The organism is Saccharothrix longispora, from assembly GCF_031455225.1.
Taxonomy (GTDB): Bacteria; Actinomycetota; Actinomycetes; order Mycobacteriales; family Pseudonocardiaceae; genus Actinosynnema; species Actinosynnema longispora.
In genome coordinates, this window is the sequence record NZ_JAVDSG010000001.1 from 271,292 (window position 1) to 284,779 (window position 13,488).

Sequence of the window (13,488 nt, forward strand, 5' to 3'; positions counted from 1 at the left end):
CGCGGTGGCCGCTCCCGTGCCGGGACCCGGGCGACCGTCAGGCGTCGACCTCCGGCGCCACCAGGGCGTGCAGCAGCTTGACGAGCTGGACCAGGAGCGCGATGGACACGGCGACCACGACGATCGTCAACGTGGTCCGCGTGATCACCGTCCAGGGGATCTGCGCGTCGTCGAACCGGAACGGGAACACGGCTCGCACCACCGTCAGCGAGACCAGTGCCGCCGCCGTCGTCAGCACGTCGCCGAGCAGGACCAGCCGGCGCCGCAGGAACAGCACGTGGACGAGGTTGACCACCACGCCCAGGGCCAGGCCGGCGTCCACCCACACCACCACGTCCTCGGCGGCCCCGGTCAGGAACGGCACGCCGCGCCACCCCGGTGACACGTTGACCAGGACGAGGAGGACGACGTCCAGCATCGCGGCGGTCAGGTAACCGGTGCGCGGCCCCGTCGTCACGGCCGGCCGCATCGCTGTGCTCGTCATGGTCGCCTCCGCCTCGTCGGTGCCCCGACTCCCATCGTCGACCGCCCGGACGGGCGCGGACAGGGGCGGAAGTCCGGTGCGGGGAGGGACCGGGGTCCTCTCCCGCGCCGGACTCCTGGTGCGGCGCTACGCGCGAGGGGGATCGTGGCGCTCGACGTCGACGGACCACTCGCTCGCCAGGGCGGCGATGGCCGCGACCGCGGTCACGACGGGCGCGACGACGGCGGCCACCACCCCGGCCGTCACGGGGACCTCCATCACGGTGTGGCCCTTCTCGTCCTTGATGACCAGGCGTCGGACGTTGCCCTCGTGCAGCAACTCCTTCACCTTCCGCACCAGCGCTTCGCCGCGCAGCCGCGTCGTCGTGCCGGCTTCCAACTGCTCGGTCATGTCGAACCTCCCGTCCCGGTCACCTGGTCAGGCGAGCCGGCTCCTGGGTGCCTCCCCCCAGGCTTCTCCGGGTCGGTGTCCCGGTACAGGGACCTTCGGCCCGCGCCGGCCGGGAACCGGGCCGGGCGCCGGGTCCAGCGCCCCGACGTCACCGCCGTCCCGGTCGCTCACCGGTCGCGGGTGGCGCGCGGGCGGAAGCCCGGGACCAGTCGTGGCACGCGCCGGGCGTAGGCGGGGTAGTCGGGGAAGCGCCTGACGAGGCGGGTTTCCTCCCAGCGGGCCTTGACGCCGAGCAGGACGGCCAGCGCGAGCAGGGCGCACGCCCGCACGGGTCCGGGGGAGGCGAGGGTCCACCCCAGGGCGGTGATGAGCAGTCCGGTGTACATGGGGTGGCGGACGAACCGGTACGGGCCGGTGGTGCGCAGCACGGCGTGGTCGTTGGGCAGCGGCGAGGGCGTCAGTCCGCGGCGCAGCGTGGCGGCGGTCGCGGCCATCACCACCAGGCCCAGGGCGACGAGGACGAGCCCGGTCCAGCGCAGCGGCGGCGGAGATGCCCAGCGCGGTTGGGGCACGGCCAGGATCACCAGCAGCGCGAACTGGGCCGCGACCAGGGACACGGCCACCGTCCTGTCGCGGGCCGCTCCCGGCTGCGGGGGGCCCGCCGGGGCGGGACCGGGTGGGGTGGGGTGCGGTGCGTCGGGTGGTTCGCCGGTACCCATGCGGGCGGACTGTACCCCCGGTGGGGAGCGGGAGGCGCCGGGTCGACCGGCGGCGCGCGGGTGTTCGCGGGACGACGAACGGGCGCGTGAGGGCCTAGGGTCCTGCCGTGTGGAACCGGATCTCGCCTCCTTGCGTGCCGCCGTCGCCGAGTTCGGCGGGTTTGGCCAGCCCGAGCGGTCCTGGACCGTCCTGACCGCAGCCACCGGGTCGTCGATCGACCTCGGCGTGCCCGCGCACCGCGACGCCGTGCACGTGTGGCTCAACGCCTGGGGGTGTCGCATCCGCACCCCGCGCCCCGGTGAGCCCCGGGTCCTGGACGCCGGTCTCGCGGCTTGGTGGGCCGAGTGGCGGGACGACCTGCCGGACCCGGAGGCGCGGCTGGCGGAGTTGACCGACGACGAGGTGGAACGGCTGGGCGAGTGCTTCGCGGCGCTGTCGGCGACGGAGGCCGCGCGGCACGGGCGCGGCACCCGGACACTGGGGCCCACCGCCGCGTCGAAGCTGCTGTTCGCCTTGCGGCCCAACAGCCTGCCGCCGTGGGACAACCTGATCGCGCAACGGCTGCACGGCGCGCGCGACGGCGTGGCGTACCGCGCGCACCTCAGGGTGACGCGGGGGTGGGCGGTGGGGCTGCTGGCCGAGGCCGGCGTGCCCGAACCCGAACTGCTCGACGCGCTGGGGCGGCCCGGGAGGTCGTTGGCGAAGGTCATCGACGAGTACTGCTACCTGGTGTTCACGCGCGGCTGGACGGCTCCGCGCGCCGGGGTGACGGCCGACGACGTGCGGCGGATCGCGAGCGCCTTGCCGCGCACCGAGGAACGCGTGGTGCGGGACCAGGTCAGGTTCCGCGTCGGCCGGCTCGTGTACCTGGCCCTGTCGCCCGACGAGGAGACGATGGGGTTCGCGTTCCCGAAGGAGGAACGTGAAGCGCTGATCGCCTCGGCGCCGCACCGGTTCCACGCCCCGGCGCGGTCGGACATGCGGTTCAACTGGGTGTGCGCGACGCTGTCGGAGCTGACCGTCGACGAACTGGAGGAGTTGGTCGTGGACGCCTGGCGCATGTGCGTGCCCAAGAGCGTCGCGCGCACCCTGTCCTGAGTGCCGCGGTGGTGTGGTGACGGGACTTCGGAGGCCGGGGTCGTGGCGCAGACCTTCGACGGCCGGTCGGTGCTCCCGCGTTGTCGGGCGGGTCCACCCCGGACTCGCCGACTTCGCGTCCCGTCCGCCACGCAGCCGACGTCGGCCCGGTCGGCGTTCCGGCCGGTGTTCCGGGCACCTCGACCGCCGCGCCCCGCGCCGGACCGGGCGGCACGGGACGGCGAACCGGGCGACGACCGGCCGGAGTGGTCGTGACACCGCGTTTCACCATTACGTTTCCGCTATGTGCGGTGCGCGGTGCGTGATCACCGCTGCTCAACGTCGCGAAACGCAGTTCCGAAACCCCGCCGGCGGGATGTGTCCGATCATTCGATCATGGACTTTCGTGACGGTCGGTAATGGCCACCGGCGGTGAACGGAAGCGTTTCGTAATGCTTCCCCCGTGGCTTGTGGGAAGTTCGAAGTTCGTGGTCCGACGGACGGGGCCGGTTATCCGTGAAGCCTAGGCCAGATGGCTCGTTGACAGAGGTTTCCTGCTCGACTACCTTTTGATCAATGTTTGTGGAACAATCGGTCCAATTCATTGACATTGGCTGGGGTGCAAATGTCGGAATTCTACCGTCCCGGCGGCGATACCGTTCGGGGTGAGCCGACCCGCCGCATCCGCCGGCACTTGCGACCGCTGTCGGTCGTGAGTTCGCCCACTGCCTTCTATCAGTCGCGGAACCGCCCCGTATGCGGTTCGGTCCACATCGTTGACCGTGTGGTAGCAGTCACGTAGGTTCGAGTTCGGCCTGGTCAAGGCCCGCTTCGAAGAGCGTGTCAACTGCGGAAAACCGAAGCTTCGTCGATAAGTCGAACTGGTGGGAATCCTGGCGCATGATGTGGCTGAACGGCGAGTTCGTCTCCCGATGACGGCTCGCGGACCCGGCTGCCCATGGGTTTGCCGCGGCGTCGGCCCACCTTGTGAAGTCGTCACGATGGGTTTTCTTCGCCGTCTGGGGGATCAGTCGTGTATTTCTCTGTTCTTGGATCGATTGAGATCCGTCATCAAGGCCAAGTGATCCGGCTCAGCGGGGCCATGCAGCAGACGCTGCTGGTCGCCCTCCTGATGTCCGGGGGCACGTTGTTGACCGTCGACGTACTGATGGAAGAGCTCTGGGGAACCACTCCTCCGGCCAAGGTCGCCAACGCGTTGCACGCCCAGGTGAGCCGCCTGCGTCGCAGCCTGGCCAGGCTGGAAGCCGGTCAGGCCGAACCGCGCTTGACGACCAGCCCCTCCGGTTACGTGCTCCGCGTCGACCGGTCGGAATTGGATGCCTGCGTGTTCGTCGACACCATCGACGCGATACGCGCCAGGGTGGACGCGGGACTCGTGGCCGACCCCTCCGCGTGCGCCGCCGAGGTGCGGGCGTCGCTCGCGCAGTGGCGGGGACCGGTGTTCGGCGGCCTGACCGGCGGTCTGCTGTGCCAGACGGCCGCCGCGAGGTTCGCCGAGTCCCGGATCTCGGCCCTGAGCCTGCTCTACGAGTTGGAGATCAGCAGCGGGCACAGCACGAAGGTGCTGCCCGAGCTGACCGAGCTGTTCGCGCAGAACTCGTCCCAGGAGCAGCTGTGCCTGCTGCTCATGGTCGCGCTGTACCGCTCGGGCAGGCAGATCGACGCGCTGGACGTCTACCGGAAGTTCCGGCGGGTCCTCGCGGACAACCTCGGCATCGAGCCGACGCCGGCCCTGCAGCGGTACGAGCGGGCGATCCTGGCGCACGACCCGATCCTCGTCGAGGACTTCCTCCGGGTGTCCCGCGGCGGTGACAACGGCAGGCGGCGCCTGGACCTGGTCCAGCCCGCCATGTCCGCACGGGCCGCCGGCTGAGCCGGGGAGGGCCGACACCGGACGTCCGCGCCCCCCACCGGACCGGTGGGGGGCGCGGACGTCGGCTTCGAGGGGGTCAGCCCGCCCGGCGGTCGAGCTCCGCCCCGGCCGCCGCGGCGACCGCGGTCCTGATCACCTTGACCGAGCGGTCGACGTCGTCCTCCGTGGTCCGCCACGACACCACGGACACGCGCATGGCCGCCCTGCCGTACCAGACGGTGCCGCCGAACCAGCACTCGCCGCTCGCCTGCACGCGGGCGATCACGTCCCGGGTGACCGCGTCGTCGTCGCCGAACCGCACCATGACCTGGTTCAGCACCACGTCGTTGAGCAGCTCCACGCCCTCGATCTCGGCCAGCTGCTCGGCGAACCGGCGGGTGAGCGCGCAGCAGCGGTCGACCAGGTCGGCGACCCCCGCCTTGCCCAGCGTCCGCAGCGCCGCCCAGACCGGCAGGCTCCGCGCGCGGCGGGAGAAGTCCGGCACCCACTCGATGGCGTCGCGCTCGCCCGGCCGCTCGGCGGGCAGGTAGCCGGCGCGCTCGTTCAGCATCGCCGCCCGGTGCGCGTCCGGCCGCGTCACGAAGACGATGCCGCAGTCGTAGGGCACGTTGAGCCACTTGTGCGCGTCGCACGCCCACGAGTCGGCCCGCTCCACCCCCTCGACCAGCGGGCGCAGCGACGGGCTCGCCGCCGCCCACAGCCCGAACGCGCCGTCCACGTGCACCCACGCGCCGTACCGGTGCGCCAGGTCGCAGATCTCGCCCACCGGGTCGATGGCACCGGAGTTCACGTCGCCGATCTGCGCGCACACGATCGGCGGCGACGTGCAGTCGGCCAGCACGCGCGCCAGCTCGTCGACGCGCATCCGGCCCCGCTCGTCCACCGGCACGACGCGGACCCGGCCCGAGCCGAACCCGAGGTACCGCAGGGCGAGGTCGATGGTCATGTGGTGCTGCGCCCCGGCGATCACCTCGATCTCCGGCGCTTCCCGCAGGCCGTGCTTCTCCACGTCCCAGCCGCGCTGGCCCAGCAGGTGGTTGCGCGCCGCCGCGAGCGCGGTCAGGTGGGCCATCGTGCAGCCGGTCGGGAACCCCACGGAGGTGCCCGGCGGCAGCCCGAAGAGGTCGACCAGCCAATCGCCGGCGACGTGCTCGGCGACCGAGATGGCGGGGGAGAGGTTGTACAGGCTCGCGGTCTGGTCCCAGGCGGCGACCAGCCAGTCGGCCGCCACCGCGACCGGCAGCGTGCCGCCGGTCACGTAGCCGAAGAATCGCGGACCGGACGCCGCCGGAATTCCCCCGCGCTCGACGGCCTCGCCCAGCAGCTTGATGGTGTCGACCGCGGGCAGGGAGTTCTCCGGCATGGGGCCGCCGAGCAGTTCGATGAGTTCGTCGAGACCAGCCGTGGCGCCCACCGGCCGTTCCCGCAACCCGGTCAGGTAGTCCACTGCCTGCCGATAGGCCAGGTCGAGTGGCGCTCGTTCGATATTGGTCACGAACTACACGATAGGCAGTGGCGCTGACCGGGACCTGACCATTGTCGCGACTTGTCCGCGAATTACTCCGGAAACGCCAAGGCACTCGCTGCCGACAGCCGGGGCCATCGGTCGCGAGCGCCGAGGAGGTGGATGGTGGAAATCGTCACTCCAGCTGGGACACGATCATGGTGCAGTCGCTGTGCGCCTTCGTCCAGTGGCCCTTGCCCTCGGTGTCCTCCACCAGCATGGTGTTTCCGGGGATGAACCGGCGCGACTCGCCGTCGCTCACCCGCGACTCCAGGTCGCCGCTGATCAGCGTCATGATCTGGCGCCGCGGGGCCGGGTGGAAGTCGCCCACGTAACCGGCCGGGAGGAACAGGTAGACCACCTGCTTCGCGGGCACGCCGGCGGAGACGTAGAACGGCGGCGCGGGCGGCGCGAAGTCCTGCGCGACCACCTCCAGCATCTCGTCGACGAAGTGCGACTCACCGGACTCGTCGTGGTACAGCCGCTGGACTGCAATCTTGCGTGACTCGTCGCTCAAGTTCTTCTCCTTCGAATCGGACGCTCGCTCACGAGCATCCCAGAGGTCGCTGATTCCACGCTGATGCGGGACTGCCGGAGCGGATCGCCGGCTCGGCTCAGCGCCAGATCAGGAACGCGTCAGGACCCGTGTCGTAAGGTGGTGACAGCGAAAGGGAGAACGACGAAGCGGAAGCGAAGTCGGGAGAGGTACCCAAAGCGGCCTAATGGGGTCCGGGAAACCGGACGGGTTCACGCCCACGCAGGTTCGAATCCTGCCCTCTCCGCCACCTTTCGCCCGGTAAGTCGGGAGAGGTACCCAAAGCGGCCCAATGGGGTCCGGGAAACCGGACGGGTTCACGCCCACGCAGGTTCGAATCCTGCCCTCTCCGCACGTCCGGCACGGGCGGCGCGGCCGATCGTGCCCAATCCGATCCGGTTTACTACAGAAACGGAGATGCGGTGCCCAGCATCGATACTCCTGACGTGGCGGTCGGCGACCCGGTCGACCACCGGGCGGTCGTCGACGAGGTGACCTCCTGGCTCACGCGTCCGGCGGACGAGGTGGACGCGAAGCTCGCGCCCGAACAGGCGCGCGTGGTGGCGGCGGTCGACCGGCTGAACGGCGACGCCGAGTCCGGGGACGAAGACGCGTACTACCTGCAGCAGCTGCTGCTCTCGCGCATCTACCAGACGGTCATGCAGATCCCGGAGTCGCCGACGGCCGAGGGGTCGCGGGTGCTGCACGAGGTCACCCGGTCGCTGGAGGTCGCCACCATCGCCTCGGAGAACCGGTGGATCGAACCGGGCTTCCTCGACTCCGCGCCCACCGAGCCCCGGGAGTACCTGTCCTGGCTCAAGGGCATCGTGCGGAGCCACCGCGCCTTCAAGCACCCCTACTACACCGAGTTCATCAACCAGTCCGCCGGGCACGACGACCTGCGGACGTACGTCATCCAGGAGTCCCTGGTCGACGGCCGGTTCGACGACTTCCTCGCCATGATGCAGGTCGGCACGTCCGGCCAGGCGAAGATGGAGATCGCGAACAACTTCTGGGACGAGATGGGCAACGGCGACCCGGCCGAGGTCCACACCCACCTGTTCAACAAGATCTACGAGGTGTTCGACGTCCGCCTCGACGAGGTCGAGCACCTGCTCACCGGCAGCGACCTGCTCTCCGGCAACCTCGCCGTGATGCTGTGCCGCTACCGCAACCTCTACCCGGAGGCGGTGGGCTACCTCGGCATGACCGAGTGGCTGGTCCCCGACCGCTTCCTCAACGTCATCCGCGCCTGGGAGCGGCTCGGCCTGCCCGAGGTCGGCATCACCTACCACCGGTTGCACGTGACCATCGACTCCCAGCACGCCGCCGGGTGGTTCCACAACGTGGTGCTGCCCGCCGCGACGTCGGAGTACATGCGCCGCGGCATCGCCCGCGGCGCGCTGTGGCGGGTGAACTCCTCGGCCCGCCACCTCGACGAGCGCCTGTCCTACGCCCGCGTCACGGCCAAGGCCTGACAGCGGCACCCCGTTCCCGGTCCGGCCCGCGGCAGGAAACCGCCGCGGGCCGGACCCTTCTCGTCGTCCGGCCCGGGGAGCACGCGCACCCACGCGCGACCCGGGCCGGACGACGGCCGGAAGCCACGAGCCGCCCGCACCGGCGGCTCGTGGCTTTCCGGTTCCCCGGGTACTCCGCCGCTCAGCGGTGCTGCTTCGCCGGCATGGTGCGGATCAGCTCGACCGCCTCCGGCACGCCCATGTACGGCAGGCGGACCTCGGCCATGTCGTCGGTCCACTGCTCGGCCAGGTCGTAGCGCTCCTGCGGCGTGGTCTCCAGCAGCTTGCGGCCGGGGAACACCTCGTAGTCGCGCAGCAGGTCCGCGTGGGCGGCCATCCCCTCCTGGAACAGCTCCTCCCGGTGCAGCACGAACTCGTCCACCGGCAGCTCGTCCCACAGCGCCTTGCCGCGCCGCACCAGCTCGATGAGCCGCGGCCGGTACTCGGGGTGCCGGATCAGGTGCTTGCGGACGATGTCGCTGCCCACCGCGAGGTGGCGGATCTCGTCGATCGACGCGCCGCGCGCGATCTCCGCGGCGGCCGGGTCCAGCAGCGTCCACTTGCGCTCGCTGAGCTCGGCCGCGGGCGCCAGGACGCCCTCGATGACGATGGTGAACACCGCGACCGCGCCGATGAAGTCGCCCTCGTCGCGCACCACGCCGGTGGCGAAGTCGGCGATCGGGTTGAGCACGCGTTCGGTGTAGTCGGCGCCCTGCTCGTCGATCAGGGCGTGCAGCTTGTCCTCCGGCACGCCGAGTTCGAGCAGGTGCCGCCGGAAGATCATCGCGTGCCGGGCCTCGTCGACCACCTGGGTGGTGAAGAACTCCAGCTCGGCGATCCCCGGCGCGGCGATGACGTAGTTCGACAGCACCCGCACCGCCCGCGCCTCGGCGATGGAGCGGTTGCCCAGTTCGAGCACCAGCGCCTCCCGCAGGGGGCCGGGCTCGCGCATGTAGTCGGGGGTGGTGGTCGAGTGGCCGCGATCGGCGCGGCCGCGCAGGGTGCCCTGCGCCACGGCGGTCAGCCAGTAGGCCAGATCGCACTGCTCGGCCGACATCGTGAGCTCCTGGGCGCCGTCGAGCAGGTTGGGCGCCCGGTCCCAGTCGGCCTCGACCGGTACGTCGATGGTCATGTCTTCCTTCCGCGGTGGTGTGGACTGCGTGGACTTACCGCCCGCACGCGGCGCGGGTCGACGGGCGAAGCCCGTCGACCCGCGCTCGTGGTGCCGGCCCGGTGCGGGCGCGGTCGGGTGGATCAGTGGGTGGCCTGGGCCGGCAGCGGGGCGATGTCGTCCTCCAGCGGCGCGGGCACCCGGTCGGACTGCGACCGGCGGCGCATCATGTCCACCAGCTGCTGGTAGCGGGGGCTGTCCTCCGGCTCGAACGGCAGGCCGAACGGCTTGAGGAAGTTGCCGAACACGCCGCGGTCGCCGAAGACGTGGAACGCGACGGCCAGCAGCGCCCACTCCGGGCCGAAGATCAGCATCCACAGGCCGACCACGACACCGCACGTGATGAAGCTGTGCATGGTGTTGTAGAGGACGTAGTAGAACTTGGGGATGCGACCGTCCTTGCTGCGCCGGTACGCGATCGCGCCGGGGATGTAGCCGAACACGTCGATGTAGAGGAACAGGCCGATCGCCGCGATCCAGTTGATCTCGGTGAAGTGCACGATCATCAGCACGATCGTGATGGCGAACGCCACCAGGTACTCCGCCCGGTGCAGGGCGAAGGTGGTCGGCGACTCGTAGGGGTTCTTGATGTCCATGGCTGCGCCCTTCCACGACCTCGTGGTGGTGGTCTGCGGTGATCAGGACAGGTGGAGCGGGTTGCCGGCGAAGTAGTCGGCCAACTGCGCCGCCACGCTGGCGCGCGAAGGCGGGTGGAACGCCAGCGCGTGCACCGCGGACGCGAGGTAGGCGACCTCCGGCGAGCGGATGAACGCGATGCCGCCGAGCATCTCCACGGCCTGCGCCACCGTGCTGGAGAGCAGGTCCTGCGACGCGTACCGCGCCACCAGCACCTTCGCCACGGCCTCGTCGTCGGTCACGCCGTCCTCCAGGGCGCGGGCCGCGCCCTCGACGAGGTCGACGGCCGCCTCCATGCGGACCGCGAGCGCGCCGCGGTCGCTGTCGCTGCCGCGCTTGCGCGACAGCACGGTGTCCACCAGCGACGAGGCCGCGCCGACGTAGGCGGCCGACGTCAGCAGTTCGAACCAGGTGAACCCGGCCCGCTGGAGGTCGTCCAGGCTCTGCTGGTCCTCCAGCGTGCTGCGGATGACCATGCTCCGCGGCACGTGCACGTCGGTCAGCCGGACCTCGTGGCTCTGCGAGGCGGCCAGGATGGGCGTGGTCCAGAACGGCGCGACGTCGATGCCGGGCGAGTCGGCCCGGATCAGCAGCAGCGCCAGGCCGGACCAGCCGTCGGAGTCGGTGAGGTTGACGCTGGCCGTGAGCACGTCCATCGACAGCGACAGGCTGCACGGCTTCTTCGAGCCGTTGACCCGGTAGCCGTCCTCGACCGGCTCGGCGACGACGGCCGGGGCGAGGATGTTCTGGTCGGTGCGGCCCTCGGCCCAGCCGGACGCCAGCAGCAGCCGGTCGCCCGCCACCGAGGACAGCAGCGCGAACTGCGTGGCGGTGAGCCGCTCCGCGGTCTGCGCGAGGCTGAACAGCATCGCCACGGTGAAGTGGTGCATGACCGTGGCGACGCCGAGGGACGGGGACACGGAGGCCAGGCCGCGCTGCACCCTGGTCGCCTCCAGCGGTCCGGCCGCCGCGCCGCCGTACTGCGAGGGCACCAGCAGACCGGGACCGGAGTGTTTCCGGTACATCTCGACCACCGGGCTGTCGGCGGCCTCCCGCTCTGTCATCGGCAAGCTCTCCAGAGTGCCGAGCAGTCCGGGGTGGAAGCGCTCACAGGCCTCCCGTGCGGTTTCCAGAGAACGCATTGCCGTGCCTTTCACGCGAGAGGGCCGAATAGGCGACGCAATGGTGCGCCAAGGGCGCTGCACGTCTCGCGACCCAGCCTGGCAGCCTGGCGCTGACCTGACCCTGACACCGTTCTGACCTGCTTGGACGGTCAATGGGGGAGATGGCTGCTGACCGGGTGCTGACTGCGCGCGATCGGCTCTTGCGGTGGCGCGGAACTCGTGCGATAAACGAGGCGAACGCAGCTGACGACCGCCACGGGCGAGTTTGGATGCCGTCATGACAGAAGTGTCAGTGGAATCGGACGTGGTGGACACGATTCGGCGGTACGCCGATTCGGGCAATCCCAGCGCCTATTTCGCGTTCAACACCGGCAACGAGCACTTCCGGCTGCCCGGGGTGCCCGGTCTCATCGTGTACCGGCCGGTCGGCCGGTACCTGGTGCAGTTCGGCGGTCCGTTCGCGCCGCCGGACGCCGCGGGCGTGCTGCTGCGCGGGTTCGTCGCGCTCGCCGCCGAGCAGGACCGGGAGATCGTCGCCGTCCAGCTCCAGGGCGCGGACGCGGGTCCGTACCTGGCGGAGGGCTTCACGATCAACCAGATGGGCGCCTCCTACGCGGTGGACCTGGACACCTTCTCGTTGGCGGGCACGAAGTTCATGCGCCTGCGCAACAAGATCTCCCGGGCGATCCGCACCGGCCTGGAGGTCCGCGAGGCCCCGTACGAGGAGTGGGCGGACCAGGTCCGCGCGCTGGACGAGGCCTGGCTCGGCACCAAGGGACCGGACGTCAAGCCGCTGGAGTTCCTGGTCGGTCAGACCGGCGGGCCGTACCAGCACCTGCGCCGGCTGTTCGTCGCTGAGCGCGAGGGCACCCTCGTCGGGTACGTGTCCTACGCGCCGGTGTACGGCCCGCAGGCCGGGTGGATGCACGACCTGAGCCGGCGGCAGCCCGACTCGCCGCCGGGCGTCATGGAAGCGATCAACAAGGCCGCCCTGGACACCTTCCGCGAGGAGGGCGTGAAGTGGCTGCACTTCGGCTTCACCCCGTTCACCTCGCTGGACGCGCCGAGGTTCCCGGGCTACAGCAAGGCCTTCCACTGGTTCATCAACCACCTGTGGGAGCACGGCGAGCACATCTACCCGGCGCGGACCCAGCTGGCCTACAAGGAGAAGTGGGCGCCGAGCCTGGTGCTGCCCGAGTACCTCGCGTTCCAGCACGGCGCGAGCCTGCCCGCGCTGGTGCACGTCTTCCGGGCCTGCAACGCCATCTGACGCCGCCGTCCGACCGCCCGTTTGACCGCGCCACCGAAGGGGTGCCGATGCTTGAGCAGCAGATCGGGGAACAGGGCCTGCGGGTCGTGGAGTCGTTCACCGCGTGCGGGGCCGCGCCGGACGACCTGGACGTCGCCCGGGCAGCCCACGAGGCGTTGGCGCGGTTGGAGGTCCTGCTCGCCGAAGCCGAAGCCGAAGCCGGCCCGGACCTCGGGACCGGCGCAGGGGCCGAGCCCGGGGGGACGCCCGACCGGACCGGCTCCCTGGGGTAGCCGGTCCGGTCGCACCGCCCGCCGGTCGCGCCGGCGGGCGGTTCAGTCGTCCTCGCCGAGCGTCGGGTCGCAGCGGTAACCCATGATCAGCACGTCCCTGACCGCCGGGGTGCTGTCGTCCACCACGGTGATCGGCGTGACCGCGTGCAGGATCATCTCGTCGGCCCAGAACATCGTGTCCATGGTGTTCTGGAGCTGGAACTCCGCGACCAGTTCCTGGTCCTTCGTGTAGACCTGCGAAAAACCGCCGGACGCGTTCGTCCGGGACATCAGGTGGATCGCGCCGAAGTGGACCTCGTCGCGGTGCGGGCCCTCCGGCGTCGGCTCGCCGAGTTCCTCGGCACGGCCGATGATGCGGAACTGGTGGCACTGCACGTCCCACGGCTGGTGCAATTGTTCCGGTTCTACCGGGAAGTGCTCGAAGTTCCACCGGATCAATGCCTGGAGCAGTGGGTTCTGCACGGTGCTCGCGGTCAGCGGGGGCACCGAGCGCTCGATACCGCCGCCGTAGTCGTTCACCTCGGCCGACTGGAAGTAGGGCCGGTGCGGCCGCAGTCGGACCGAGTCGGTGGCGGGCACGTAGCGAAAGCGGTCGTAGCGCCGCTCCCGGAATCGGGCGCCGTTCTTGAGGTACTGGTCCACTTCGAGGTTCTCCCACTCCTTGGCCAGGTCGGCCTCGAAGCGGCGGAGTTCCGGGTCGATCGTCAACTCGGCTGCGGGCACCCGGGCGTAACCCCTGGTCCGCAGCTCTTCACGGGCATTGGGCACCGCTCTGTCCTCCATCCGGGGCTGATCCCACCTCGACGATCCCAAAATGCGCCTGACAGCGAACTGACACGTCCCCGGCGGGTTCGGGGTGTCAGCGGGTAGTCAGCCGGAGGTCACGTCCCGGTG

At 70.6% G+C, this 13,488-nt stretch carries 14 protein-coding genes and 2 tRNA genes; 7 read left to right on the forward strand and 9 right to left on the reverse strand.

Features of this window, described 5'->3' with window-relative positions:
• Positions 1 to 37: 37 nt before the first annotated feature.
• The 3 genes from J2S66_RS01105 to J2S66_RS01115 all read right to left on the reverse strand — a co-directional run bounded on the left by J2S66_RS01105 (position 38) and on the right by J2S66_RS01115 (position 1,593).
• Entirely contained in the window at positions 38 to 484 is a 447-nt protein-coding gene (locus J2S66_RS01105) for a hypothetical protein (protein ID WP_310302569.1), read from the reverse strand.
• Between the two features lie 126 nt (positions 485 to 610).
• On the reverse strand, positions 611 to 874 hold the full coding sequence (locus tag J2S66_RS01110; RefSeq protein ID WP_310302572.1) for a DUF4342 domain-containing protein: 264 nt from the start codon (positions 872 to 874) through the stop codon (positions 611 to 613).
• Positions 875 to 1,041: 167 nt separating this feature from the next.
• On the reverse strand, positions 1,042 to 1,593 hold the full coding sequence (locus J2S66_RS01115; protein WP_310302576.1) for a methyltransferase family protein: 552 nt from the start codon (positions 1,591 to 1,593) through the stop codon (positions 1,042 to 1,044).
• 109 nt (positions 1,594 to 1,702) lie between these two features.
• On the opposite strand from J2S66_RS01115, the gene J2S66_RS01120 reads away from it, so the two are divergent.
• Together J2S66_RS01120 and J2S66_RS01125 are read left to right on the forward strand one after the other, a co-directional pair.
• A complete protein-coding gene (locus tag J2S66_RS01120) occupies positions 1,703 to 2,692 on the forward strand; it encodes an MmcQ/YjbR family DNA-binding protein (protein WP_310302578.1) in 990 nt (329 codons plus the stop codon).
• Between the two features lie 1,060 nt (positions 2,693 to 3,752).
• The gene (locus J2S66_RS01125; RefSeq protein WP_306749496.1) at positions 3,753 to 4,565 is read left to right on the forward strand and encodes an AfsR/SARP family transcriptional regulator; all 813 of its coding nucleotides are present in this window, start codon (positions 3,753 to 3,755) and stop codon (positions 4,563 to 4,565) included.
• A 76-nt stretch (positions 4,566 to 4,641) separates the two neighbouring features.
• Here the strand turns inward: J2S66_RS01125 and J2S66_RS01130 are convergent, their stop codons facing one another.
• Both J2S66_RS01130 and J2S66_RS01135 read right to left on the reverse strand, forming a co-directional pair.
• Positions 4,642 to 6,060: a pyridoxal phosphate-dependent decarboxylase family protein gene (locus J2S66_RS01130; protein ID WP_310302582.1), complete on the reverse strand. Its 1,419-nt coding sequence runs from the start codon at positions 6,058 to 6,060 to the stop codon at positions 4,642 to 4,644.
• A 145-nt stretch (positions 6,061 to 6,205) separates the two neighbouring features.
• Positions 6,206 to 6,586 (reverse strand): cupin domain-containing protein, encoded by a 381-nt coding sequence (locus J2S66_RS01135; protein ID WP_306749494.1) that lies wholly within the window; start codon positions 6,584 to 6,586, stop codon positions 6,206 to 6,208.
• Positions 6,587 to 6,768: 182 nt separating this feature from the next.
• Between J2S66_RS01135 and J2S66_RS01140 the strand changes: the two genes are divergently transcribed.
• The 3 genes from J2S66_RS01140 (at position 6,769) to J2S66_RS01150 (ending at position 8,082) form a co-directional block, all read left to right on the forward strand.
• Positions 6,769 to 6,854 (forward strand) — tRNA-OTHER (locus J2S66_RS01140).
• Between the two features lie 19 nt (positions 6,855 to 6,873).
• Positions 6,874 to 6,956: transfer RNA gene (locus tag J2S66_RS01145), tRNA-OTHER, on the forward strand.
• A gap of 70 nt (positions 6,957 to 7,026) precedes the next feature.
• Positions 7,027 to 8,082 carry an iron-containing redox enzyme family protein gene (locus tag J2S66_RS01150; RefSeq protein ID WP_310302585.1) on the forward strand — a complete coding sequence of 352 codons (1,056 nt, stop codon included), beginning with the start codon at positions 7,027 to 7,029 and terminating at the stop codon, positions 8,080 to 8,082.
• Between the two features lie 181 nt (positions 8,083 to 8,263).
• Here the strand turns inward: J2S66_RS01150 and J2S66_RS01155 are convergent, their stop codons facing one another.
• The 3 genes from J2S66_RS01155 to J2S66_RS01165 all read right to left on the reverse strand — a co-directional run bounded on the left by J2S66_RS01155 (position 8,264) and on the right by J2S66_RS01165 (position 10,992).
• Positions 8,264 to 9,253 (reverse strand): ferritin family protein, encoded by a 990-nt coding sequence (locus J2S66_RS01155; protein WP_310302587.1) that lies wholly within the window; start codon positions 9,251 to 9,253, stop codon positions 8,264 to 8,266.
• A gap of 122 nt (positions 9,254 to 9,375) precedes the next feature.
• On the reverse strand, positions 9,376 to 9,888 hold the full coding sequence (locus J2S66_RS01160; RefSeq protein WP_310302590.1) for a hypothetical protein: 513 nt from the start codon (positions 9,886 to 9,888) through the stop codon (positions 9,376 to 9,378).
• Positions 9,889 to 9,930: 42 nt separating this feature from the next.
• Positions 9,931 to 10,992, reverse strand: a complete 1,062-nt coding sequence (locus tag J2S66_RS01165; protein ID WP_310302592.1) for an acyl-CoA dehydrogenase family protein — start codon at positions 10,990 to 10,992, stop codon at positions 9,931 to 9,933.
• A gap of 337 nt (positions 10,993 to 11,329) precedes the next feature.
• On the opposite strand from J2S66_RS01165, the gene J2S66_RS01170 reads away from it, so the two are divergent.
• The gene (locus tag J2S66_RS01170; RefSeq protein WP_310302595.1) at positions 11,330 to 12,322 is read left to right on the forward strand and encodes an MprF family protein; all 993 of its coding nucleotides are present in this window, start codon (positions 11,330 to 11,332) and stop codon (positions 12,320 to 12,322) included.
• A gap of 47 nt (positions 12,323 to 12,369) precedes the next feature.
• A complete protein-coding gene (locus J2S66_RS01175; protein WP_310302598.1) occupies positions 12,370 to 12,594 on the forward strand; it encodes a hypothetical protein in 225 nt (74 codons plus the stop codon).
• A gap of 42 nt (positions 12,595 to 12,636) precedes the next feature.
• On the opposite strand, the gene J2S66_RS01180 is transcribed toward J2S66_RS01175, so the two are convergent.
• Positions 12,637 to 13,377, reverse strand: coding sequence for a 2OG-Fe dioxygenase family protein (locus tag J2S66_RS01180; protein WP_310302601.1), 741 nt, complete (start codon positions 13,375 to 13,377; stop codon positions 12,637 to 12,639).
• Positions 13,378 to 13,488: the final 111 nt, after the last annotated feature.